This is a genomic window from Acanthopleuribacter pedis (assembly GCF_017377855.1).
In the GTDB taxonomy this organism is placed as follows: Bacteria; Acidobacteriota; Holophagae; order Acanthopleuribacterales; family Acanthopleuribacteraceae; genus Acanthopleuribacter; species Acanthopleuribacter pedis.
Genome location: NZ_JAFREP010000007.1, coordinates 108297 through 133920, shown reverse-complemented (window position 1 = coordinate 133920; position 25624 = coordinate 108297). Strand labels below are relative to the sequence as shown.

Below are 25624 nucleotides of genomic sequence, written 5' to 3'. Positions count from 1 at the left end.
CGCGATACGCGGCCGACACGGACGTGTGAGCCTGGGATTGCAATATTGTGGGAATGCTACCATAAGACGTCAACCGATTACAGAGAAAAAAGAAGCGCCGAAGCACGCGCGGGCCATTCCTCAAGCTCTTTTTCTCCCTCTGGTTATTCTCCTTGTTTTCAGTGAGTTAAGTTTTTCCAACCGGGAATTAGGCGCCGGTCCAGTTCGCGTGCAGGCGCCGGGTCATCGCGCCGATGGAACCGGCCCCCAAACCCATGATCATGTCGCCTTCACCGGTGTGTTCCAGCAGGAATTGCGGCAGTTTCTCGGCGTCGTCAAGATAGCGAACCGCCGGGTGTTTTTGTTGCAACTTTTCCGTAAAGGTTGCCGAATCAACCCCCGGCAGCGGTGCCTCGCCCGCGGGGAAAACCGGCAAAACGATCACCTCGTCCGCCTTGCCGAAACAGTCCAAAAAGCGGTCCCAGGTATCGCGCAAACGCGTGTAGCGGTGGGGTTGGAACAAGGCCACAACCCGACCGTCGTAGGCCGCCTTGGCCGCGTCCAAGGTCACGGTAATTTCGGTGGGATGGTGGGCGTAATCGTCCATAATTAGCCGACCCTTGGCTTCGCCGACCCGGAAAAAACGACGGTCGGCGCCGGTGAACTTTTTGAGCGACTCGCGAATCGAATCAATCGGCAGGTCCAGTTCCAAACCAACCGCCACCGCGGCCAGGGAGTTCACCACGTTGTGCATGCCCGGGACCGATAGCTCGATCCGACCCAAGGACGCGCCGCGCACCATCAAGTCGTAGCTCATCGAAAAACCTTCGCTGCGTATGTTGGCGGCGGACAACTCGGCGTCACCGTGCAGACCGTAGGTCAGCAACGGCCGTGTCACACGCGGCAACAATTGGTTCAGGCGTTCGTCGTCCTTGCAGGCAACCACCAATCCGTAAAACGGGACCTTGTTCATAAAAGCCAAAAAGGTTTCCGCAATCTCGTCCATGCCGCCTTTGTAGTGTTCCAGGTGTTCTTCGTCGAGGTTGGTCACAATGCTGATCGTGGGCGACAGGCGCATAAAACTGCCGTCCGATTCATCGGCCTCGGCCAAAATCAGTTCGCCTTTGCCGTGACGCGCGTTGGAATTAAATTTGTTCAGGCGTCCGCCGATGACCACCGTCGGATCCAAATCCGAATCGCCCAACACATGGGCCAACATGCTGGTGGTCGTGGTTTTGCCGTGCGCGCCCGCCACGGCGATGCCGTATTTCATCCGCATAATTTCAGCCAACATCTCCGCACGCGGGATGATGGGGATGTTGCGGTAGCGGGCCGCGATCAGTTCGGGATTGTCGCGTTTGATCGCACTCGAAACCACGATCACCTCGCGGCCGACAATGTGCTGGGGGTCGTGGCCGATAAACACCTCGGCACCCAACTCTTGTAAACGGTCTGTCGTGTCCGAACGGCGCATGTCGGAACCGGAAACGGTGTAACCGGAAGACAAGAGAATTTCAGCGATGCCGGACATGCCGCTGCCGCCGATGCCCACGAAGTGAATGGCTTTGATTTTACGAAACATGAGCTTGTTGCTCCTTCAAAATATCTTTGACGGGACGGCGTTCCTGAAGCTGCAACGCCAAACGCGCGACTTGGTCGGCACTGTTGACCCGGGTGCGCGGGTAGGCGGTCACCATTTTTTGAAGGCGTTCGGGTTCGCCGAGTAACGCCTGAAGCAGGGATTCGAGCCGGTCCAAATCGTTTTCGGGAACCAGTTCAGCAGCGCCCAATGCCGCCAAGCTCTTGGCATTAAAAGTTTGGTGATCATGGGTGGCGGCGGGAAAGGGAATCAAAACCGCGGGGACGCGCACCAATTTCAGCTCGGCGATGGTCGAGGCGCCGGAGCGGCAAACAACCAAGCGCACATCATCCATTAATTTGCTCAGATCTTCAATGAAAGAAACCACCCGCACCGGAAAGGGCGCATCGCGGTAGGCTTGCTCCACCTCGGCCACGTACTTGCGACCGCACTGGTGAACCACTTCCAGTTGCATCTCGGGCTCGATCACGCGCTGCAGCACGACCGGCAACCGTTCGTTGAGGGAACGCGCGCCTTGGCTGCCGCCCAAAACCAGCAGGAGCGGCCGTTTGCGCGACCAGGGTTTGCCCTCGCAAAAATCGCGGCGCACCGGATTGCCGGTAACGATGCCGGCACAGGCCAAATGACGGCCGGCTTCCTCAAAGCCAAGGCAAGCGAGCTGGGCCACCTTGGCGCACATGCGGTTGGCCAAACCCGGAAAGGCGTTCTGTTCTTGGATTAAGGTCGGTATCCGCAACATGGCCGCGGTCCACAACAGCGGCGCCGAGGCATAGCCGCCCACCCCGATCACCACCTTGGGGCGGAAACGCAACAGGTAGATCACGCTCAGCAAGAAACTGGCGGGAATGCGCCAGATCATCGCGGCCTTTTTCAGCATACTTTTGCCAAGCAAACCGCGGATCGGCAACGTCAGCAGCTTTTCGCCCGCGTCGGGGATCAGGCTGGTTTCCATCCCGTAGCGCGTGCCCACGAACACAATGCGCGCCTCGGGTACCTGGTCGCGCAATGCTTGACCAATGGCCAAGGCCGGGAAAATATGCCCGCCGGTACCACCGCCGGCAATCATGTAGGTTGTCGTCATACCGCCACCCGGTTATCGACCACGCGGAAACGGCTGATATTCAACAAAATGCCACAAATACCCAGCATCAGAATGAGCGAGGTTCCGCCCGCGCTCATAAAGGGCAAGGTAATCCCCTTGTTGGGGAACAACGCCAGGGTGATCGAAATATTCATAAACGCCTGGGTGGTTATCAGGAGCAGCAAACCCGCTCCCAGCACCTGGGAGTGCGGTGAATCCACCCGGTTCAGCACGTAAATGCCGCGCAGCAGGAAGGCAAAGAAACAGAGCACCACGCTCAGCGTGCCCAAAAAGCCGAATTCCTCACCCAGGGTGGCGTAAATGAAATCCGTGTGGGGTTCGGGCAGGTAATACAGTTTTTGCTTGCCCTGACCAAGCCCGAGCCCGTTGAGACCACCCGAACCAATCGCGATTTTGGCCTGCCGGTTTTGGTAGTGCTCGTTGTAAATAAAGTCGGTGATGCGCTTGAAGCGGTAGCCCTTGGTGAGCACCAATCCGATAATGAGCGGCAGCAGCAGCAAGCCGCCGATCATGAGGTATTTTTTGGGGATCCCCGCCAAAAACAGCATCAGGCCCACGATAAAAATAATGATCATGGTGGTGCCGAAATCCGGCTGGATGAGGATCAGGCTACAAAACAGTCCCACGATCATAAAAATGGGAATCAGCCGCCGCTGCCACAGTTTCGGCCCCTCAAACTGGGCCGTGGCAAAGGCGGCAACCACCATAATTGCCAAGAGTTTGGCAAGGTCGGAAGGCTGGAAGCCGAACCGTCCGATGTAGAACCAGCGCGTCGCCCCGTTGGCCGCCGACTGGAATTTCACCGCGATCAGCAGCAGCGTCACAATCGCCACACCGGTCAGCAGGACCGACTTGCGGCGGTACACCTTGTGAGGGACCGCAAAACCCACCGCAAACGCGGCCAACCCCATGATCATCGCCACAAATTGTTTGAAAAAAATCACGCCGGAATCGTTGTACAGCTCGCGGGATTGGATCCCCGAGGCCGAATACACCATGACCATACCGAAGCCGAGCAGGACGGCCACGGGAATCATCAGTAGCAAATCGGGTTTTTTGGGTTTAAGGACGGATTGCATGGTGTGGGCTCCTCACCTTCAGCACGAAGGTGCGGTGGATGAATCGATTTGGGAAAACAACTGTTTAAAACGAAGACCGCGATGAACGAAGCTTTGGAATTGATCGAAGGAAGCACAGGCGGGAGACAACAAAACCACCGAATCCGGCGCGGCCAGACGGTGTGCCTCGCGACACGCCGCGTCGAAGGCGTCGACGCGAACCGGCTGAAAATCCGCCAAATCGGCACAAATCGAAGGTGCCGTCTCACCGTAAGCGACAATGTGTTGCGGAGGATTTTGTGCAAGTTTCAAGCCGTCGAAGCGCTCCCCTTTGTCGCTGCCCCCTAAAATAAGCACGTATTTTCCCTGCATTGCATCAATCCCGGCTTGGGCCGCGTGGACGTTGGTCGCCTTGGTGTCGTTGATCCACAAGCGGTTCGCCACCGTGCCGACACGCTCCATGCGGTGTTCCAGCCCCGCGAACGAGGCCAAAGCGGCACGAATCGATGCGCCGTCAAGTCCCAAGGCCCGCGCCACAACACAGGCGAACAAGGCGTTGGTGCGGTTGGGTCCCACCAGCAGCGGATTGAGACTGTAAGCAAAATAACCCAAGCCGGATACACGCAAGGCATGCTCGGTCAAGGTATCGTTTCGATTCGGCAATGCCAGCGTTCGCGCATCGCCTGGCAAACCGGCGGCCAGTTCCGGCGCGGCCAGGGCCAGGTCTTCGCTGTTTTGCCGCGCGAACAGTTGTTCTTTGACCGCCCGATAGGTGGCCAAATCCCCGTGGCGGTCGAGGTGATCGGCCGAAACATTGAGGATCACGCCGATATCGGGCCGAAACGTCTGCACATGCTCTAGTTGAAAGGAGGACACCTCCACCACGTACACCACATCCTCGCGGTCGTCGACAATCGCGCTGAACGCCGTGCCGATGTTCCCACCCAAGCGCACCGCGCGTCCCGCTGTTTCCAGTAAATGGTGGATCAGGCTGACCGTGGTTGATTTGCCGTTGGATCCCGTTACCGCCACGAGCGTGCCCCGACAGCGACGAAAGGCAAACTCCAGTTCGGAGATGACCGACACCCCCGCTTTGCCCGCGGCGATGATCAGCGGATGCGTGATCGCCATCCCGGGCGAAACCACCAGCTCCGCCACCGACGACCAGTCGACGGCGGCGGCATGTTGGTAGTGTTGTTGGGTCCCTTCGACGCCTTCCGCCATGGCTTCGCGGTCGTCGTAGGTTACAAAAGGCAGGCCTTCGGCTTTCAAGCGGTCAACCACCGCCAGACCGCTGCGGCCGAGGCCCGCGACCATTACAGGTTTCATCAAGATTCCGTCCCTATCGCAATTTCAAGGTACTCAAGGCGAGGATGGCAAACAAAATCGACACCATCCAAAAACGAACAATCACCTTGGATTCATGCCAGCCTTTTAGCTCAAAGTGGTGGTGGATCGGCGACATCAGGAAAATGCGTTTCTTGCGCCATTTGAAACTGGCCACCTGTAAAATGACCGAAAGCGCTTCGATCACAAACAAGCCACCCACGATTACCAGGAGCACCGAATGGGTGGTCAACAGGGCCATGGTGCCCAAGGCGCCGCCCAACGAAAGCGCGCCGGTATCGCCCATGAAAACATCTGCCGGGTGCGCATTGTGCCACAAAAAACCCATGCAGCCACCGGCCATGGCCGCACCATAAACCACCAGTTCACCCGTCAAGGGAACGTGGGGGATGGCCAGGTGGTTGGCCATGGTAATGTGGCTCGTCAAGTAAGCAATAACCGTGTACGTGGAAAACGCAACACCCGAGGCGCCGATCGCCAAACCGTCGAGCCCGTCAGTCAGGTTAACCGCGTTGGAGGAACCCAAGAGCACAATCATTGCAAAAGGCAAAAACAACAGCGCCATTTCAGGGTGGATGTTTTTGAAAAACGGCAAGTAAAGCTTGGTGGTGAAGTCGCCTTGCAACGCCAAATACATCATGGCAACCGCAACCAGTGCGCCGACCAAGGTCAGCAACGCGAACTTGCGTTTGGCGGTGAGACCCAGGTTGCGGCGCTTGAGGACCTTGGACAGGTCGTCTACCGCGCCGACGGCGCCAAAGCCAACCGTGGCAAAAATTTGGATCCACACCATCGGGTTGGCCAAATTGGCCCAAAACAGGGTGCTAAACAGCACCGCGGTGAGAATCAGCACCCCGCCCATCGTGGGCGTGCCCGCCTTTTTCTGGTGGCTCCGCGGGCCTTCTTCGCGAATTTCTTGACCGATGCTGAGCGCACGCAATTTGCGGATCACCATCGGGCCCAGCAACAGACACAACAAAAAAGCGGTGGCACCGGCCAAAGCGGAACGCACCGTAATGTAGCTGAAGAAATTGGCAATGCTGTATAAGTCGGCGTAGGGTGCCAACAGATAAAAAAGCATGGAGGACTTCCTTGTGCCTTATGCGAGTTTCGCGGTTAGCGCTTGAACGAAGCGTTCGAGGCGGATGCCGCGGCTGGCCTTACACCAAATACGTGCGCCTTCCGGTATCGGGCCGTTCAAGGCGGCGGCGGCCTCGTTGACCGAGCTGAAGTACTCGAGTTCCACACCGTCCGCGGCGCGGGTTTTTAAACCCTCGTAGGTACGTTCCACCAAGTCGCCCACCAGTGTGATGCGATCAAAGCCGTAACCGGCCAAACGGTAACCCAGTTCGAGGTGGATTTGTTCTTCCTCATCACCCAGTTCAAGCATGTCACCCAGCACCAGCCAGCGGAAATATCGCGGCGACAAGGGCGCGAAGGAACGCAGTACCTGCTCAACCGCGTAAGGGTTGGCGTTGTAAGAGTCGTCCACCACCAACACATCGCCGGTGTAAGCCAAAAGCTTGCAACGCTGGTCACTGGGTTTAATGTAGCGCAAGGCCGCGACCAAATCCGAGCCGGAAACACCGAGTGCCAGCCCGACCGCGCAGGCCGCCAGCGCATTGCCCACGTTAAAACGCCCCACCATCGGTAGGTTCAACATTTGGTGTTTGCCTTTTCCGAACTCCACCATAAAGGGTGTGCTGTCCCAATCCGAGAAAGGTTCGATGCGGGCGCGAACGTCGGCTCGGGCATCGAGAATACCGTAGGAAAACTTGCGACCCGCGAAGGCCGCGCAACGTTTGGCGACGCGCGGATCGTCGGCGTTAAAAATCAGCAAACCGTCTTCGCCCAAACCTTCCATCAACTCGGCCTTGGCGTTCACAATCCCGTCGATATTCTCAAAATTGGCGAGATGCACCGGCTGAACCGCCGTCCAAAGCGCCACCTGGGGTTTGGCGATGTCGACGAGTTGGGCGATTTCTCCCGCCGTCGACATCCCCATCTCGGCGACCATCCACGCGTCGTCCGGCCGCAGTTTCAACAGTTCAATCGGCAAGCCGATGGTTGAGTTGTAATTACCCTGGCTTTTACGGGTGCGCCAGTTGGTGTTCAACACCGCCGTTAAAATTTCTTTGGTCGTGGTTTTGCCCACGCTGCCGGTGATCCCGATCACATTCGCTTTCATCGCGCGTCGGTGACAGGCCGCCAGGTAACCCAAGGCGCGAATACTGTCTTCAACCACAATGCATTGCTTGCTTTGTTCAATCCCTTCCGTGTGGGTCACCAAACATGCGACCGCGCCGCGTTTCATCGCCTCATCGCAGAACTGGTGCCCGTCGACACGCTGTCCCTGGATCGCCACGTAAATCTCGCCCGGCTGTACATTACGGCTATCAATGCTAAATCCGGTTACCGCGACATCCTCGGTGCAGCCGTGCGCCTTGGGCTGCAATACGCGAATGACATCCGTCAAACGCTCTACCGCCATCGCCGGCGCATCTTTGAATGAATAGGGAACCTGACTCATGGGTTTCTCCTCATTGATCCTCGGCCCGCGCCTGCTGGGCGGGGAACCGCTGCCGAATAAAACCAAGAGCCACTTCCCAATCGTTAAAGGGATAGTGACGACCGTGAATTTCCTGGGTGGTTTCGTGGCCTTTCCCCGCGATCACCACCAAATCACCCTTCTCGGCGGCTTGGATGGCGGCGTGGATGGCCTGGCGTCGGTCCACCTGGCGGATGAACCCGGGGCCGAGCGGCCGCTTAATCCCCTTCTGCACCATATCCATAATAACCTCGGGATCCTCGGTGCGTGGGTTGTCGGTGGTCAGAATCACAAGGTCGGAGTAACGCCCGGCGACGGCACCCATTTCAGGCCGTTTGCTATGGTCGCGGTCGCCGCCCGCGCCAAATACCGTGATTAGTCGATTGGGGTTGGTTTCCGCGCAAGCCGAGAGCACGCTTTTGAGGGCATCCGGCGTGTGGGCAAAGTCGACGGCCACCCCAAACGGCTGGCCGCAATCCATCAACTCCAAGCGACCCGGCACCGCGCGAATCTCGCTGGTCGAAGCAGCCGCCTCGGCCAAACTGATCCCTTCGCCCATCGCCACCGCCAGCGCACAGCAATAGTTGTAAATGTTGTGAAGGCCCATCAAGGGAATGCGGAAACGGGCCGATTCACCGCGGAAGAAAATGTCGAACTCGGCGCCTTTGATCCCCAGCGACACCACCTCAAAACGCAGGTCCGCGTCCTCCGTAAGACCGTAGCGAATGGTTTCACGGCCTTCTGGAACCACGATGCGTTTGGCGTAGGGATCATCCCAATTAATGATCGCCGTACCCCCCTTGCGGAGCAGGGAGAAAATGCGGTGTTTGGCTTGGAAATAGGATTCCATATTGCCGTGGAAATCGAGGTGGTCGCGGCTGAGGTTGGTAAAAATGGCGTATTGCAGTTCAAGACCCAAGACACGGTCGTACATCAAGCCGTGGGAGCTAACCTCCACCGCCGCATAACGGCACTTGTTTAACGCCATTTCACCCAGGGTTTGGTAAAAAGCCGAGGACTCCGGCGTCGTGTGGGTCGCGCGCTCCTCCGAGGTTCCGTTGAAGTAACTAAGCGTGCCGATGCGCCCCGTCACCCCTAATTTGCGCAAGATGCCGGCCACCAAATAGGTCGTGGTGGTTTTGCCGTTGGTCCCCGTCACACCCACAACCTTGAGTTGTTGGTCCGGGTACCTGTTGAGGCGCCGTGCCAACAGGGCCATCGCTTTGCGCGGGTCGTCTACCTTGCAAATCGGAATACTGAAGGGCACTTTCTCCGGCTGGTTCGTCAAAATGCACACCGCGCCCAATTGGGTCGCGCAGCCCACGTACTGGTGGCCGTCACGGTTGCGCCCTTCCAGGGCGACGAACATGCTGCCGTGCTGAACCTTGCGGCTGTCATGGGTGATGTGGGAAATCTTGAGGTCGCCGCTGCTTTCGGTCATCAACGTCCCGACACCCTCAATTAGATCGCGCAACTTCATAAGTCTTCCTTCGTTCCTAACACCTGCTCATCCACGTTTCGGCTAGCGCACCTTGGCAACATCCGAGCCCATCACGACCTGACAGCGGCGATCCTCGGGAATCGGCTCGCCCGCGGTCGGCCACTGGCCCACCACTTTGCCGCGACCGTCGATCTCTACCTCAAGGCCGAGTAAGCCACATTGATACATGAGATTGCGGAGGCCTAACCCGTTTAGGTCGGGCATGGTTCCTTCGGCGACACTCGGGATCGTCGCCCGTTCCATCCAATCCGGCGTGTCGACGTAAACCGGCAGCCTGGTGCGGGGCGACAACGACTTGTCGTACGCCGCGATTTGCTCGCCGATTTCGGCAAAAATCGGCGCCGCCACCTCACCACCGTGTTTCTTGCGACCCTTGGGATCGTGAACGACGATCATCATACCGTAGCGCGGTTGCTCCTCGGGAAAAAACCCCACGAATGAAGCGTTGAAACTTTTGCGCGAGTAACGCGAGCCCTGCAACCGCTGCGCCGTACCCGTTTTACCGAAAACCGACACCCCCTCAATCGCTGCCGCCTGGGCCGTTCCGTCCGTTACCACCCCGCGCAACGCCGTCACCAACTTGGCCGCCGTCCGCGGTGTAATCACCTGAATCGGTGCCGCTTTCGGCCGCCCGGAGACCACCGTACCGTCCGGGTAGCTCACCCGTTCCACGATGTAGGGATGCACCATGCGACCCTCGTTCGCCACCGCCGAGGCCGCCCGCAGCATTTGTAGCGGGGTTACCGAAATTTCGTGACCCAAGGACAAAAACGACGAGGAGACCTTCGACCACCGCGGCAAGGGTCGCAAAATCCCGCTCGACTCGGCCGGCAAATCAATCGCGGTCTCCTGGCCGAAGCCGAACTTTTTGATGTAGGTGTAAAACTGTTCTTCCGGCACCCGCTGGGCGATTTTCACCGAACCGACGTTCGAACTGTGCCACAAAATCTCGGCCACCGTCAGCCGTCCAAATGGTTTGTGATCGCGGATGAATTTGTCGTAAACCTGAATCCCGCCTCGTTTTTTGTCGCAATCGATGACTTCGTTCAAGCGCACCCGTCCCGTTTCCAAACCCACCGCGGCCGTCACAATTTTAAATGCCGAGGCGGGTTCGTAGACGTCGACCACCGCGCGGTTCTTGCGCTCAAATGCGCTGTATTTTCCGAATTGGTTGGGGTTGAAATCCGGCACATTCGCCATCGCCAGAATACGACCGTCGCGCGGGTCCATCACAATCGCCGTAATGTTTTTAGCACGCGTTTGTTTCAACGCGCGGCGCAAGGCGTTTTCCACAAAAAACTGGATGTTGGCGTCCAGTGTCAGCGTGACGCCCGCGCCGTCTTCCGGCTCTTGCAGGACCGGGTCCTCCCCGCTCAGCGTAATGCGTTGCTTGCGGCCGTCCCGCATCACAATGCGTTTTCCCGGTGTCCCACGCATCACGTCGTCAAGCTGAGACTCAAGCCCTTCCTTCGTGCGGCCGTCACTGGAAATGAAACCCAGTACATGCGAGGCCAACCAGCCACCGGGATACGTACGCCACGATTTGTAACGCACGTGAACACCCTTCAGCTTGAGCTCGCGAACCGCCTGTGCCTGGGCCTCGCCCGTCCGTTTCGCCACATAGGAAAAACGGCGCTTTTTGTTGGCAAACACCGCCGCTTGCTTTTTCTCCCAACGACGGTCCCGTCCCAATACCTCCGCTAGTTGGGCCGCCGTCGCTTCGGCGTCCTCGATCAGCTTGGGATCGGCAAAGATGTAGGGTTCTTTTTGACTTATCGCGAGAATACGACCGCGGGCATCGGTAATTTCGCCGCGCCGCGCAGGAATCGACTCTTCAAAAAGATGAAGATTTTCAGCTTTTTGAATCATTTCCTCGTGACGCAAAATTTGCAGGTCTACCAAACGATAGACAATGACCGCACCCCATGCGAAGAGGCATACAAGCAGAATGTTCATCCTGATTGGAAAGGTGCGGTCTTTTTTTTTCATAAGGTCAGGGTTCCGTTTCGATTTTCGCTACCAGTTGGTCCAGTTCTTCCGGGGAAGGCTCCGGCCGCGGCGCCGAGGGTTGGTTGAGGAATACCACCTCAAACCGCTGTCCCGCGGGTACCGGGCGCAGGCCCATATCCAATGCTTTCTTAAGGATGCGGCCGGGACGCTCCAGGCGGGCCTTTTCGCCAAGCAGGCGAATTTGCTCCTGTTTGAGCTCCGCGTTTTCGCGCCGCAACTCCGAAATGCTGTAACCCAAATCCACCACGTTGCTGCGTTTGTAAACCACAAACATCATGCAGCAGACCAGTAACAGCATCGCCGCCGTGAACTGCAAAATCTGCCAGGAGCGTCGGCGTGTCGGCGCCACCTTGCGATCCGCACGTGCGAAAGGAATCGAGTCTTGAGATGCTTTACTCATAGCGGCCTCCTTTTCTTTTGGCAGTCCAGCCGTCCGGCATACGTTCGAGAACGCGCAATTTGGCGCTGCGCGAGGCAGGATTTTCTCGTGCTTCCTGTTCGTCGGCGACAAGCGGTTTTTTGGTCACAATGCGATAGGGGCCGTTGGCGGCCAGCTCGCGGAAACAATGTTTAACGATTCGGTCTTCCAAGCTGTGGAAACTAATAATCACCGCGCGTCCACCGACGCCGAGTTTGGCCACCGCCTTGGGCAGCGGATCGCTGACTTGATCCAATTCATCATTCACCGCGATGCGCAGCGCCTGGAACGTACGCGTGGCCGGGTCGATACGGTGATGCTTTTTGGGATAAGCGCGTTTGCAGCATTCCGCAAGTTCGCGCGTCGTTTCAATTCGTGTCTGCTGCCGCGCCATCACCACCTGCCGTGCGATGCGGCGCGAAAGTCGGTCTTCACCGTACTTATATATAAGGTTGGCCAGGTCTTCCTCGAGCATTTCGTTCACCAAATCGGCCGCTGTTGTTTCTTGGCGGCGGTCCATACGCATGTCGAGCGGGCCGTCGTCTTTAAAACTGAACCCACGCTCCGGGTCTTTGAGTTGCATCATCGAGGTGCCTAGATCCCATAAAAATCCGTCCAGGGGCGCCGCGACTTCTTCCGTCATCACCTGAATCGTGCCGCGTTGAAAGGAAAAGCGCGCATCTTCACTGAACCGGCCGGCGCGTTCTTCCGCCACCGCATCGCGATCCGTGGCAAGCAGGCGACCGTCGTTGTTCAGTCGCGACAATATCTCGCCCGAGTGACCGCCACCGCCAAAAGTGCCGTCCCAATAGCGGCCGTCCGGCTTAATCGCCAGGCCTTCTAAGGTTTGATTTAGTAAAACAGGTATATGTTGAACCACTTTCTGCTTACCCCGTCTGGTGTGGCAAGCGTCGGTCGGGACCGGCGCAAGGCGTCCCGCGCGAGCGTGGACTGGAGACGACAAAACCGCATCAACACGGGCGGCGTGTTTTGCGGTCGTCGCGGGCTTTTCCGGTTCGGCGTAAGGCGTTGTTCCGCCCCGGGGCCCGATCTCGTTGCGGCAACCCGTCCCTGCAAGGGTCGTTTTGCCTGGGTTCATGCCTTGAACGGCGGCACCACGCCTCCGATTTCGGGCGGGCCGCTTAGATTCCCAACGTCATGAAATCTTCCGCGGAGAAATCGTCTTGACCATCGAGTTCGGACACGGCTTCCCCTGGCCAAAGCTCGATGTGGTCGGTACAACCAATGAGGACCACATCTTGAAGAATCCCCACCTGGCTGCGTTGGTTGGTTTTAATCGAAACGCGTCCCTGGCTGTCCATTTCCACCTCGGCACCACAGCGGTTGGCCCGCGTTAGGAACTTTCGTTTTAGCGGATGCATGGCTCCCAGCGCGTTGACGCGCGCTTCGATTTCTTCCCAAACCTGGATCGGATAGATCTGGAGGTACTCGTCCGTCAGGGCGGTGACAAACAGGGTACTGCCATAGGTACTTTCCAAGTTTTTTTTGAAGACAGAAGGCATTTTGAGGCGGCCCTTCTCATCGATTCGCGCTTCAGCATGCCCCCGCAACCGGGTAGCCATAGAACCCAACCGAGGATGGTCTTTCGGAAGAGACGATATCCGAATTATCCCGTGCAGTCCATTCTAGTCCACCCCAGTCCACTAGGTCAACAAAACCAGTCCGCTTTAGTCCACCACCTCCCACGTCGCGATTTTCATCACATAAACCCCAGTAAATGTTAGATCTAGCGCAAATCGAGGGCGCTCAACCGGCGCTCAACCGGCGCTCAACCCAAACACACCTACTTCATTTTAAAGAACTTACAAACAAGCTCTTTTTTAATTTTTTCAAGAACCCTAAAGGATTGGCTTTATCAACTATTCATACCACAAGCAGCCAAAAAAAACAAAAAGCAACTATATATAGGTACCCACTAAGCCCCCAACCCAAGATAAAGCAAACGGCGGATAACCAAATCAAGGATTGGCACAGCCTCAAAAATCCCCCATTCGGACAACCAAGTGGACCAAAGTGGACCTTCAAGGTGGACCAAAGTGGACCAAACCACGATCAACCATCCCCAACGTCCAGAAAAGAAAAAAACCGCCCCCACCCCAATTCAGACCCAATTCAGGACATCCAATTTCGGACACCCACCTTTTTCGCCAGTCCCAGTTATTCCAATTTCGGACACCCACCTTTTTTCCAATTTCGGACACCCACCTTTTTCGCCAGTCCCAGTTATTCCAATTTCGGACACCCACCTTTTTCGCCAGTCCCAGTTATGGACACCCACCAAATCCCAGTTGGCACCCGGCAAATTGGGACACCCACCAAATCGGCAGGGCAAATGGCAAATTGGGACACCCACCAAATCGGCAGTGGCAAATTGGGACACCCACCAAATCGGCAGGGCAAAGTGGGACACCCACCAAATCGGCAGGGCAAATGGCAAATTGGGACACCCACCAAATCGGCAGGGCAAAGTGGGACACCCACCGTCTTTACCTCTGCTTGGGTTTTCGATCGCCGGAACTCTGTATGAGACGCGAAAGAATGGGTGAGTGAATCTGTAACCCATAGGTACCCAATTATTGGACACCCACCTACTCACTTGTTGGACACCCACCTACTTGAATCCCCAGCTTGGAAATCAGAAAGGTGGGTGTCCTCGATTGGGGCGCCAAAGAGTGGGTGTCCTCGATTGGGGCGCCAAAGAGTGGGTGTCCTCGATTGGGGCGCCAAAGAGTGGGTGTCCTCGATTGGGTTGCCGAAAGGAGGGTGTCCTTCATTGGGCAGGTAGAACGTGGGTCCGAAACGAATAGAGGAAAAGGTGGGTGTCCTAAATTGGGCTGTGAAAAGGTGGGTGTCCTAAATTTGATGGAGGGTGAAAAGGTGGGTGTCCCAAGCCGACCTTTCTGCATCGAGGTCAAAAAACACCCGCAACGCCATGGGCACACCCCGCCAGGGCACCCACTGATCCGCGACGAATGAAAACTTTTCGCCCTGCATGAAAAAATTATTTCACCCACGACACCGAATGAAATATCATCTGGCTCACGGGTGAATAGGTAACACCCCACCTTGGGGTTCCCCTACGCTTCAACCTTCTGCCGGGAAGCGTTTCATTAATCTCTTCGTTACACCACTTCCTGCTAGAATCGGGGCCATCATCCAACAGATCCTTAACACGCCAAACCAGGGAGGAATTATGAGTCAGTTATCGATCTTTTCAGAAATCGGCCGTCTGCGTGCCGTTGCGGTCCACCGTCCCGGACCTGAGGTTGATCGCATGACCCCCTCGCTGATGCACGATTTACTGTTCGACGACATTCTGTTCGGCCGTGAAGCGCGTGGCGAGCACGACGACTTCTCGCGCGTGCTGAACAAAGTAGCCGACCGCGTTTTTGACGTTCAAGACATGCTCGCCGATAGCTTGGCCCAACCCCGCGCGCGGGAACACTTTTTAGACCGCTTTTGCATCCTCCATAAACTCAACGGTCAGGACAAAGAACGCCTTAGCGACCTAGATCCAAAAGAGCTTGCCGAAACCGCCGTCGCCGGCTGGTACGAAGACATCGACAACGGAACCAACTACCAATTCCGCTTTCCACCCGTCCCCAACCTTCTGTTCATGCGCGATCCCGCCTCCGTCATCGGCAACGGCGTCTCCATTAATCACATGGCCACCGCCGCCCGCCGTCCCGAACCCTTTATTTTGGATACCGTGCTGCGATTTCACCCCGAATACCATATCGAAAACGAAAAACAAATTTGGTTCGACGCCATCCCCAGCTACATCGGCGGGATCCCCGAGCACAACAACACCATCGAGGGCGGCGACACCCTCGTCCTCAGCGAAGATATTCTCGCCATCGGCATCAGCATCCGCACCACCCAAAGCGCCGTCACCATGCTCGCCGAAAAATTGCGCCGCCATACCCAGTTCAAAACGGTATTTGCCGTCCTGATGCCCCACGACCGCGCGGTCATGCACCTCGACACCGTATTCACCCAAATTGACCCGGAACACTGCCTGGTCTTCCCACCCTTTTTCCGCGAGGACAACCCCATCCAGAGCCTGCCCGTGATCCGAATGGACCTCACCTCCTCTTCCTTACACATTACCCTGGAAGACAACTTCCTCAACGCTTTGAAAAAAGAGGGGCACCACCTCAAGCCGGTTTTCTGCGGGGGAACCAACCGGCTCGATCAAGAACGGGAACAGTGGACCGACGGTGCCAATGCGTTTTGCATGGCGCCCGGTTTGATTCTCGGCTACAGCCGCAACATCAAAACAGCCGAAGAACTGGAAAAAGTCGGGTACCGCATTCTCACCACGGAACAAGCCCTATCCGATTCGGTCGATCTACTGGACGGAAAACGCACCATGGTCATGATCGCCGGCAACGAATTGAGCCGTGCACGCGGCGGCGCACGCTGTATGACTTTCCCATTGCAGCGCGATCCTCTTTAAGCCACCACACTTACCAAAGGGCGCGCCTCAGAAAGAAGAGAACGCCCTTTTAATGCTTCTGTGCCGATACCATGCCGTCTTGGATCACAAAGGTTTTGTAGGTTTCGCGAACCACCATCTCCCCCTCGGGGAAACGAACCACCTGTTCTCGCAAACAGGGTAGCCCGGTTTGTTTGTCGATCCATATGGTCGCCGATCCAACCGGGATCTTGCTCACCCGGATATCAAATTTAATGCGCATCATTTCGCGCTCCATAAAGGTTTTATCCTCAAGGACCTCGAAATTATGGACACGCACCCAGTCGTTTACACCCCCCTCGGCGTGGTCCGGCCCCTGTCCGGCGTGCAGCCTGGCAAGATTGTGCAATAAACCCATTCGTGTCAGACCAATCCACATCGCCTCGGCAAGAAAGACGGGCTGATCCACCTTTTTGCTTTGAGCACCATTCCCAAACTGCAGCGTATTTTGTCCGGCGCTGAGGTGGAGGTGGGATTCCGCCTTCATGAAGTGGCCGTCTTGTTTGAGGGACATACCCTGCTTATCGACCTGGAACGTCCCTTCATATTCGGCTGAAACCGCGCCGGTCGCGGTGATTTGCACATCGAGGCGAACTTCTTCCGCCTGTAACAAGCGCGTTTCCAACGCCGCGAACATCTGATCGGCGTCGCCGGGCGACATCACGAGCGTTGCGATGAGGAACATGGGTGCCAGAATCGTCGTTACCGCCATTAATGCCTCACTTTTGCATCCCCGATCCGCAACGTGCCGCCGGAAACGCCCACCTAATAATTAAGACTTTTCCCCAGTCTAGCACTGGCCAGGTTCATGCTGGACTGTTACATTGGAAATACAGCCAAAGAAAACCCATCACCCGTTCTATTTCGCGCCATGTACACCAGAGGTTGATAGTTTATGTTACGGTTCTCCCCCATATTTGGTTCTCACACGCCCGTCGCGCCCATGCGGTACCTGTTCCTCGCCTTTTTTTGTTTCGTCCCCCTCTTTGCGGTGCCGCCCAAGGTGCAAATTCTCTCTCCCGCATCCGATTTTTCCTGGGCGCTGGGCGTGCCGATCACCTTTTTGGTCACCGCCGACCAAACCAACCTTACTTACAACTGGACGCTTTCAAACGGCGAAACCCTGACCGGCGAAAACCCGAGCTACACCCCGACGGAAGCCGGCCCGTTGACCTTCACACTCACCGCGACCAATAGCGCGGGCGAGGTCAGTCAACCGGACGACCGCATCATATTCGTTTATGTTCCCGACCGATTTTTCGTTTCCCCGGTTATCGAAAGCATTCAGTTGTCGGCAAACGCGGTCATCGACGGCCAGACGCTGTTCGCGGAAGCAACCGTTACCGACGCGGACTCGGATCCTCCCTTTGCCTACCATTGGTTTTGGCTTGAGAACGGGGTTGCACAACGATCCAACGAGACGGTCGCGGCGATCACCCCCAACCTCAGCCAGGACTTCGCCGTCCCAGTCACACTGACCTTGGTGGTTGTCGACACGGAGGGCAATCCCTCATTTAGCCCCGGTTTCTCCAGCTTCCAGGTCCTGCCACAAGGCTCGAACCTACCACCGCGGGCAACCATCTTGGAACCTTCCGAGGAAAACATTCGCGTTTTAAAAGGCAGCGAGGTCACCTTCCGCGCCGAAGCCTCCGACCCCGAGGGCGACACACCCATTTCCCTTACCTGGCATTTCCCGGACCTCACCAGCAGTACCGACAATCCCGCACGCTACCAATTCAACGAGGCCGGCACCTTCGCCGTCCGTCTTGAAGCCGTCGATGCAAGGGGCAACCAAGACCCCGCGCGCAATACCGTCATCGTCGAAGTGCTCGATGAAAGCGGCGATGAGGTTCGCACCGGCACCATCTTTCAGCCGCTTTTTTCGACCCGCATTGCCACCGGTGAAAGCTTGATCCTAAACGGCGTTCCTTCCGGGACCGCCTCCCAGCAGGGCAAATGGCGCATCACCAACGCCTTAACCGGGGAAGTGATCGGTCAGTTGGATGGAGATCGTCCCGGCCGCTTTCCCATCAACCAGACCGGCCTGTACGAGGTTTTTTACTTCTTCGAAGAATTCGGCCGCGAGAGCGCGAAAACCGTCGGTAATGTTCGCTGGGTTGCCGTTCACGACCGCGACACCAACGCTTCGCCGAAGCTGAACTACGTCGGTGATTTTCAACGTCTTGTCAAAAACGGCGAACCCATTGAAGTAAGTGTCACCGTTGAAGACGAAAATCCAGAAACCCTTACCTTTTATTGGATCCTTGACGGCATACTCCAGGCGCCGACCCGTCAACCCACCTTTCAAACCACCTTTAACCTCGAACCCGACGTGTTCCACCAAGGCATTTCAGAGCGGCGCATTGAGGTCACCGCCGTGGACGCTCAGGGCAAAGTCACCGATGTCCCACTCCTTTACGATATCCGCGTCTATCCAGATCGAATTCCACCACGCCTCAGCGCCAATAATCTGACCACGGGCAGCACTCTCTATGTGCCCGTCGGCGAAAGTCTGGAATTGGATCCACAGATCGACAACCCCGACAACCTCGAGCTAACCTACTCTTGGCGCGCAAGTTATAGCGATGCGATCACAGAATTGATTCTCGATTCAGACCAACGCGTGCCCCCGCCCACGACCTTTTCACGCTTCGGCCTTGCCGACATCCAGTTTAACGCCGTCACCCCGGACCAATCCCAACGGGCCGCCGTCGCTTGGTCCCTCTGGGTGCAAACCTACCGACCGGACCACCCACCGACCACCACCATTACCAAACCGCGCACCGAGACCCTCACCATCGAACCCAACCACCCGCTAACCTTCGAAGGCTTTACCACCGAACCCAACTTCATCAGCGGCAACCCCAACACCAATTTCCAACGAATCAAAAACCAAATGCGCTGGGTCATTACCCTAGATGGTTCTGCTTATGCAAGTTATCAACAGAACGAACCCTTAACCGTTACCTTCACCGAACAAGGAACCTATCAAGTAACGCTTCAGACCACCAACAGTCTCGGCCTAAATGCAAGCGAACCCGATACCGTTACCATCCAAGTCGTGCCGCCTCGCCCGGACGAAAGTTTCGAGCCCAATGACGTACGCGAACAGGCCTCCGCCCTGGATCTAGGCCATTACAGCGGGATTAGTCTCGGCCCCGAGGACAGTGGGGACTGGTACCGCTTCAACCTGCCGACCGACCGCGCCACGCTGGACATGGAACTCGACCTTCGCAACAGCGAAGACGGCTTAGAGGTGGAAATTTACCGCGGCGATACCTTAATTCACCGCGATTCCCTCGCCGCCGGTGCCAAACATCCCTTCAGTTTTCACGGCGGCCAAGCCGGCGAGTATTTCCTCTTTGTAGGCCAACCGCCGGGCAAGACTCTGAAGCGAATGCTTTCGTTCGGATTCACCGTGAGCGTAAGTCAACCCCGTCTTACCTTTGCCTACCCCAAAACGGACGAGATCGACCAAACCACCTTGTCCCTTGTCAATCCCTCCAACGCGGCGGCGCGTGTAACCCTTGCGGCCCATGGCAACAATGGCCAAAACTTGGCCGAACACGTGTTTGAAATTCCCGCAAACGGCGTGCTGGAAAACGCGGTTGATCTGTTGTTTCCCGACGCTCAAACCTTGGATATCGGGTGGGTCCAAGTGCTCTCCGACCAAAAAATCGAGGGTTTGGCGATCACCCTTGGGCGTGATCGGGAAACGGCCGTGGCCGAAACCGGCGTTACCGGAACCCTCGACAGTTTGATCCTCCCCCATATCGCCCAGGAAACCGGGCAATGGTTTACCCAAGCCGCCGTGGTAAATGGCAGCGGCGAAACGCTGGACACCGCCTTCCACGCCTCGGCCGGCCGTTTCACCGTGGACGGTTTGGCCGGAAAACACCAAAGCAGGCTCCTCGATTTTGAGACCTTTTTCGGCGGCAGTCTCCCGCCCAGCGGCTCTGAATGGGGGCGTTTTGTCGAGCAACAAGCCAACGCGGCGCTTACCGGTGTAGAACTGTTCGGCACCAAAACAGGAAGCCCGCGCATCTGCGCGCTCAACCTGAGCAGCAACCGCACCAAAAACCCCAACTTCGTTTTTCAAGGCAATGACATTTATTTCCCCCATGTTGCCGAGGATACCAACAGCTTCTGGACAGGCATTGCGTTTGTGAACGATGCCGACTTCACCACCCAAGTCCTGCTCACCGCTTATGATCGAAGCGGCGCAATCCTTTCACAACAGCCCATCACCATGGCCGCCAACGGCAAAGAAGTCGGTTTAGCCCCGTCTTTTTTCCCCGACTTAGCCGCCGGCACCAAAATCAGTTGGATCCGCTTGCAAACCGAGGGGAATGTCCACGGTTATGCGCTTTTCGGCGACAACGACGGCGACAACACCCAACTCGCCGGATTTCCAGCTGCCACCGGTGGTGCGCGGGAGTTGATGTTCCCCAAGGTTGATTTTGTACCCGGTGAAACCTTTACCGGCCTCGCGGTCGTGAACCTCTCCAACCAAAACACCGCAACCCTGACCTACGAGGCCTTCGGCGCCGACGGAACCTTGCTGGGCACAAGCGAACGTAATATCGGCCCGCTGCAAAAAGATGTCGCCTTGGTAGAGCGTTTGTTTGGCGGCACCCTACCGGCAGGCACCAGCTGGGTTCGTTTGGTTTCCACCGAACCCCTGGCCGGTTTCCAATTGATGGGTCGGCTCGACGGTAAATACCTGGCGGCCACCTTGGCGCAATAGGCTCGCAAACGGGCCAGGGCGGGTCCTCGCCCGCCCTGTTTTCACCCGCGGGCGCTCCCGAAATTAAGGTAGAATGGTCCAAATTTGGCATTCGCCGACGAATTCATATAAACCGCTGAAGAGGCACGCATGTCTTTCGATTTACAAGTAAAAAACATTCGCTACGACGGAATTTTCCCCGTCCACATCGACTGGTCCCCTTGTGGAAAATACCTAGCCCTGGGGTTCGACAATGGGGTTGTCCAGCTCATTACACCCGAGGGTGAGTCGGTTTGGCGTTTGGTCGAGCCCCACGACGACAAGGTTCGCCGCGTTACATTTTCGCCGGACGGCTCCAAACTGATCTCCACTTCCGTCGATAAATATTTCTGTATTTGGGACACTTCGGACGGCGAAGAAATCGAAGAATTTGAGTTAAACGAACCAATTTTGTATCCCGTCTGGTCTCCCGACGGCACCAAAATCTTGGTTGACGGTCCCGATTGTCGTCCTCAGATTCGCGACGCCGAATCCTTTGAGGTTGAATACGAGGGCGTGGAGCACTACGAGCACAACACCGCCGTGGCGTGGGGTCCCAATGACATTATTGCCAGCGGATCCTTCGACAACTTCGTACATCTCATTGATTTAAAAGAAAAAGAGTACCTCTACTCGCTGACCTGCTTTAAGGAAGAGATCGTCCATTTGTGTCCGCTAAAGCGCGATCAGTTTTTCCTGGTTACCGGTGTCGCCGACGGGCAACTCACCTTGCACGACATCGATACCGGCATGGAGCTCATGAATAAAAAGGCGCACGAGGGTCGCATCAACGACATTAAGTCAACCTTAGACGGCCGTGCCTTTGCAACCGCCGGGGCCGACAATACCGTGCGCATCTACAGCAGTGACTTGCTGACCGAGTTCCTGAGTTTCCCTTATTTCCAAAACGAGGTGTGCTCGATCGCCTTCAGCCCGGACGGGAAGTTCCTCGCAACGGCCTCCATTTTTGAAGGGTTATCCATTTGGGAAGTCGGCGCCTGGTACCCCGACGGTTTTTAGCACCATAAAAACTTTTAGGTTTTTTCAAAAAAAATCGCACCCATGACACGGGCTGTCATTGGGCCGAACCTATGTTTGGAGGGAGACCCCCAAACAGAAGGAGAAGCACTTATGACAGAACCTCGCCGTGACCTTATCAATGAGACTGAAATCCACATTTACCACTGCATTTCTCGTTGCGTCCGACGTACGCGGTTATGCGGTTTCGACAAGGAAAGCGGCCGCGATTACACGCACCGCCGATTTTGGATGTTGGCCAGACTGAGTGAACTGGCCGACATTTTCACCATCGATATTTGTAATTTCGCGATCATGGAAAATCATTTTCACCTCATTTTGCGCAACCGACCGGACCTAGCGGCACAACTTCGTCCGGCCGACATCGCCAAGCGCTGGCTAAAGCTTTACCCAAAGCGCCGCAACGCACATGGCCAACCAGAGACACCGAACCGGGCGGAAGTCGACGCAATCCTTGATCAGCCGGGCCGCGTTGAAACCTTGCGTGGACGGCTGGCCTCGATTTCCTGGTTTATGAAATCGATCAAAGAATTCGTTGCTCGCCTGGCCAATGAGGAAGACCGCTGCACCGGCCGGTTCTGGGAAGGCCGTTTCAAAAGCATCATTTTGCTGGATGAGCCGGCCGTCCTCAGTTGCTCCGTCTACGTGGACCTTAACCCAATTCGTTCCGGCACGAATCGAGCGCCGGAGGAGTCACCGTTCATCGGTCTTGGTGAACGCTTAAAGAACAGAGCGACCAGTAGCGGCCAGGATAACGCCTCACCCCCGACATGGCTTTGTCCCTTCCGTGACCGAGGGCGGCAAATGGGCTTCTTGGACATCGATTTCGATGATTACTTGGCGGTATTGGATTGGACCGGCCGCAAATTACAGGCGGGAAAGGCCGGCCACATTCCAGAGGATTTGGCACCAATCCTGGAGCGTTTGGCTGTCAATCCCGAATGTTGGCTGGAAACATCGGCCAATTTCCCCGCACGCTTCAAAAAAGCGGCGGGAACCGTCGATCACATGGACGAACAGGCAAAAAAATGCCGTCGCCGCTGGTTTCAGGGTACCCGATCAAGTAGCCGGAGTTTCATCACAAACACGGAAGGAATCCAATCGGTAAAAAAGCCGGCCCAATAACGCGCCTCTCCAAACCTCGCGGAACGCGTGAGGAATAAGTAGAATGACCCAAAAACCAAGACGGGAAGCCGAAACACCCGAGGAGTCAAAGCGAAAAAGCCGAACACCAAAAAGAAAAGAGCGGCTATAAAGTCGTCGTCGAGCAGGATTAAAACCAGACCCGGAAGAACGGTGCAAACCTGCATGGCACCGCTTGTTCTTCGACCACCAGCCACATTGGCCAAGGCCCCAGCTACAACGAGCTCAGCCTTTTAACCAGTCCACCCCCACCAATTTAGGACACCCACCTTTTTCTCATACCTTTCGCCGTCTTCAATTTGGTGGGTGTCCTTTTCTTTCCTCCAGCCACATTGGCCAATTCTTATTTGGGACACCCACCTTTTTCCCACATTCCGCCGAGCAGCCACTATTCTATTTCAGGACACCCACCTTTTTCTCATACCTTTCGCCGGCTTCCATTTGGTGGGTGTCCTTTTCTTTCCTTCTTCTCCGGCTTCCATTTGGTGGGTGTCCTTTTCTTTGGCGGCATCTGGTTTCCGGTGGCATGCGAACCTCCCCCGCGACGTTTATGGTACAAATAGGGCCACCCTATTCGTTTACCCAACGTCCTTTACGGGACCTAAGGAGCTGTCATGTCCGTATTCTGCAAGTCCTTACGCACTCTGTTTCCGATCTGTATCTTTATTTTCCCTGCTTACCTTGCAGCAGCTCCTGTCGAGGATGTCTTTGAGGTCTCTGAAATCACCACTTCGATTCACCTTTACCCCGATTTCCTCGAAAAAAGCGGCCTCGCCATCATCGCCCAGGAACCCAGTGCCAACCCACGCCGTTTCTATCCCGGCTTCACCGGTTATCGCGGCACTGCCGCCCAACCCTTCCAGTTTGTGGCACAAGGCGGTGACTTCGAACATTTCGACGGGATCGGTCCGGCATTCACCCACGAGGGAGGTTTTGTCCTTTCATTCCAAAACGAAACCATCGATTTGACAGGGTTTCGCCTCGTACCCGAACCCGGCACGGTGGTTTTTAGCCTGCGGGACGCACAGGATGAGATTTGGTTCACCATGCAATTTCCCCATGCAGAACTCATGCTGGGTCGCGCAAAATTGGAAATGCGCCATATGGACTTGGGCCTGGGGCCCGCGCTGGCCAAAAGAATCGGCCACCCAACCCTGGCGGGCTACCACGTGGGGATTGCAGAGGTCGAACTCGCGGTACGCGTCCCCGACTCCCTATATAAACACTTGAAGATGTGTACACCCGATTACGAAGGCGCCATCGATATCGAGCTCACCAACATCAACTTCGTGGGCCAGCTGGTCGCCAATACGGAACGTGTCGCCTTGGCGCCGAGCGCGGAGTTACGCAATGTCGGTGAAGCGGACGTTCCCTGGTTCCGCGCCATCGAACCCGACGGCACCGTGGGCGAACACCCCTACCTCGTCATGAATATGTACCGCATGCACGAAGGCCGCATCGAACAAATCGGAAGCTCCGATGTCAAACACGCCTTTTTCGCTATCAACTCCGGTTGCGATTGCCCTGGGGACCAAATCCTTTTCGCGGGCTGCACCGACTTGTACGCGGCCTCCACCAACGGCGATTTCTTCCACCTGGCGCCACGCGACGAAGTCCACGCCTTCACGGGCGATTGGGACAGCCTCGGCTCCCACTTTGACGGGGAGCCGGTTGACAATCGCCGCGACCATTTCGCCGGCGATCATGACGCCTTCGACCATCGACTCGTTGTCGACGTCGCCGAACTCTCCACCGAAAATGCACGTTATTTTGTCGACGCCTGGTATGTCGTGGGCGAGGACATCAACTTATTCAACAACATGGGTTATCGAGAGGTACGACCCAACCTCAACGGCGCGATTTGGAGCTTTACCCTGATCAGCTCACAAATGACCGGCTCTGTTTTAGACATGTGGGTCGACCCTCTAGAACCAAGCGCCGATGAGACGCACCAGGTCATCGATACCGGCGAAGGGCGCTACAGTATTGCTTCGCGCACCGAATCGCTTGACACCGCCACCCGCTACCATTACAGCCTCTTCAACCACGATTTCGACCGTCAACTCAACACACTTCACATTCCTATCCCACCGGGCTTTGAAATGAGCAATCTCCTCTTTCTTGACGGAGACACGGAGGCAGCCAATGATTGGCAAGTATCCCAAAATGAAATGGGCATTACCTGGACCGCCCCAACCGAGACCGGGCTTGATTGGGGCCGCCTCATCAGCTTCAGCTTTGATATCGCGCTGGCTCCCGAATTAGGCAATGGGCAAGTTACTTATTTGGAAACGGGCGAAACAAGCTGGAACACGATTCCGGTGTTATTGCCCTCCTGTAAACCACAAAACCAGTGGTCGGCCCTACTCCCCCAATGGCCAAGTGTAAAAGTGACAACCCTCGTCGCAGAACGAGCCGGCCTTTGCGCCACACCTTAGAACCGTTCCAGCGCGATAACTCGCGGTGATTTTGGCGAAACCTATGGCTCCAATGGTCTGTAAAAATGTTCACCGCACTCAATGGGTTCGGTCGTACGCGCCTCCCGACCAACTCCACAAGCCATTTTTTTCCAGATATTTAATCTGTCCTTCAACGTTTCTTTTAGGTAGAACCCGTG

The 25624-nt window shown here is 56.3% G+C and carries 17 protein-coding genes; 5 read left to right on the top strand and 12 right to left on the bottom strand.

Translation table 11 applies throughout. The features are described 5' to 3' along the window. Window positions 1-187 precede the first annotated feature (187 nt). The 11 genes from murC to J3U88_RS09775 all read right to left on the bottom strand — a co-directional run bounded on the left by murC (window position 188) and on the right by J3U88_RS09775 (window position 13146). Entirely contained in the window at window positions 188-1561 is a 1374-nt protein-coding gene (gene murC, locus J3U88_RS09825) for a UDP-N-acetylmuramate--L-alanine ligase (protein ID WP_207858443.1), read from the bottom strand. Beyond that, window positions 1551-2660, bottom strand: coding sequence for an undecaprenyldiphospho-muramoylpentapeptide beta-N-acetylglucosaminyltransferase (gene murG / locus J3U88_RS09820; protein ID WP_207858441.1), 1110 nt, complete (start codon window positions 2658-2660; stop codon window positions 1551-1553). Before murG ends, murC begins: the two co-directional genes overlap by 11 nt. After that, the gene (locus tag J3U88_RS09815) at window positions 2657-3760 is read right to left on the bottom strand and encodes an FtsW/RodA/SpoVE family cell cycle protein (protein WP_207858440.1); all 1104 of its coding nucleotides are present in this window, start codon (window positions 3758-3760) and stop codon (window positions 2657-2659) included. Before J3U88_RS09815 ends, murG begins: the two co-directional genes overlap by 4 nt. A gap of 18 nt (window positions 3761-3778) precedes the next feature. Next, the gene (murD, locus tag J3U88_RS09810; RefSeq protein WP_243435876.1) at window positions 3779-5068 is read right to left on the bottom strand and encodes a UDP-N-acetylmuramoyl-L-alanine--D-glutamate ligase; all 1290 of its coding nucleotides are present in this window, start codon (window positions 5066-5068) and stop codon (window positions 3779-3781) included. Between the two features lie 13 nt (window positions 5069-5081). Beyond that, on the bottom strand, window positions 5082-6167 hold the full coding sequence (gene mraY / locus J3U88_RS09805; protein ID WP_207858438.1) for a phospho-N-acetylmuramoyl-pentapeptide-transferase: 1086 nt from the start codon (window positions 6165-6167) through the stop codon (window positions 5082-5084). An 18-nt stretch (window positions 6168-6185) separates the two neighbouring features. Then, window positions 6186-7616: a UDP-N-acetylmuramoyl-tripeptide--D-alanyl-D-alanine ligase gene (locus J3U88_RS09800; RefSeq protein WP_207858437.1), complete on the bottom strand. Its 1431-nt coding sequence runs from the start codon at window positions 7614-7616 to the stop codon at window positions 6186-6188. Between the two features lie 10 nt (window positions 7617-7626). Beyond that, a complete protein-coding gene (locus tag J3U88_RS09795) occupies window positions 7627-9114 on the bottom strand; it encodes a UDP-N-acetylmuramoyl-L-alanyl-D-glutamate--2,6-diaminopimelate ligase (RefSeq protein ID WP_207858436.1) in 1488 nt (495 codons plus the stop codon). A gap of 42 nt (window positions 9115-9156) precedes the next feature. Further along, window positions 9157-11124, bottom strand: a complete 1968-nt coding sequence (locus tag J3U88_RS09790; RefSeq protein ID WP_207858435.1) for a penicillin-binding transpeptidase domain-containing protein — start codon at window positions 11122-11124, stop codon at window positions 9157-9159. Between the two features lie 4 nt (window positions 11125-11128). Further along, entirely contained in the window at window positions 11129-11545 is a 417-nt protein-coding gene (locus J3U88_RS09785; protein ID WP_207858434.1) for an FtsB/FtsL family cell division protein, read from the bottom strand. Then, window positions 11538-12443, bottom strand: coding sequence for a 16S rRNA (cytosine(1402)-N(4))-methyltransferase RsmH (gene rsmH, locus J3U88_RS09780; protein WP_207858433.1), 906 nt, complete (start codon window positions 12441-12443; stop codon window positions 11538-11540). The genes J3U88_RS09785 and rsmH overlap by 8 nt, the downstream gene beginning before the upstream one ends. A 262-nt stretch (window positions 12444-12705) precedes the next feature. Continuing rightward, window positions 12706-13146, bottom strand: a complete 441-nt coding sequence (locus tag J3U88_RS09775; protein WP_207858432.1) for a division/cell wall cluster transcriptional repressor MraZ — start codon at window positions 13144-13146, stop codon at window positions 12706-12708. A 1631-nt stretch (window positions 13147-14777) separates the two neighbouring features. Here J3U88_RS09775 and J3U88_RS09770 point away from each other — a divergent pair. Then, entirely contained in the window at window positions 14778-16043 is a 1266-nt protein-coding gene (locus tag J3U88_RS09770; RefSeq protein ID WP_207858430.1) for an arginine deiminase, read from the top strand. Between the two features lie 49 nt (window positions 16044-16092). Here the strand turns inward: J3U88_RS09770 and J3U88_RS09765 are convergent, their stop codons facing one another. Beyond that, complete coding sequence (locus J3U88_RS09765; RefSeq protein ID WP_207858429.1) at window positions 16093-16773, bottom strand: hypothetical protein; 681 nt, start codon at window positions 16771-16773, stop codon at window positions 16093-16095. 183 nt (window positions 16774-16956) lie between these two features. Between J3U88_RS09765 and J3U88_RS09760 the strand changes: the two genes are divergently transcribed. The 4 genes from J3U88_RS09760 (at window position 16957) to J3U88_RS09745 (ending at window position 25445) form a co-directional block, all read left to right on the top strand. Next, window positions 16957-20808, top strand: coding sequence for a PKD domain-containing protein (locus J3U88_RS09760; protein ID WP_207858427.1), 3852 nt, complete (start codon window positions 16957-16959; stop codon window positions 20806-20808). Between the two features lie 129 nt (window positions 20809-20937). Continuing rightward, complete coding sequence (locus J3U88_RS09755; protein ID WP_207858425.1) at window positions 20938-21846, top strand: WD40 repeat domain-containing protein; 909 nt, start codon at window positions 20938-20940, stop codon at window positions 21844-21846. 111 nt (window positions 21847-21957) lie between these two features. After that, a complete protein-coding gene (locus tag J3U88_RS09750) occupies window positions 21958-22989 on the top strand; it encodes a transposase (RefSeq protein WP_207858423.1) in 1032 nt (343 codons plus the stop codon). Between the two features lie 632 nt (window positions 22990-23621). Beyond that, window positions 23622-25445, top strand: a complete 1824-nt coding sequence (locus J3U88_RS09745) for a hypothetical protein (RefSeq protein WP_207858421.1) — start codon at window positions 23622-23624, stop codon at window positions 25443-25445. The last annotated feature ends 179 nt before the right edge of the window (window positions 25446-25624 follow it).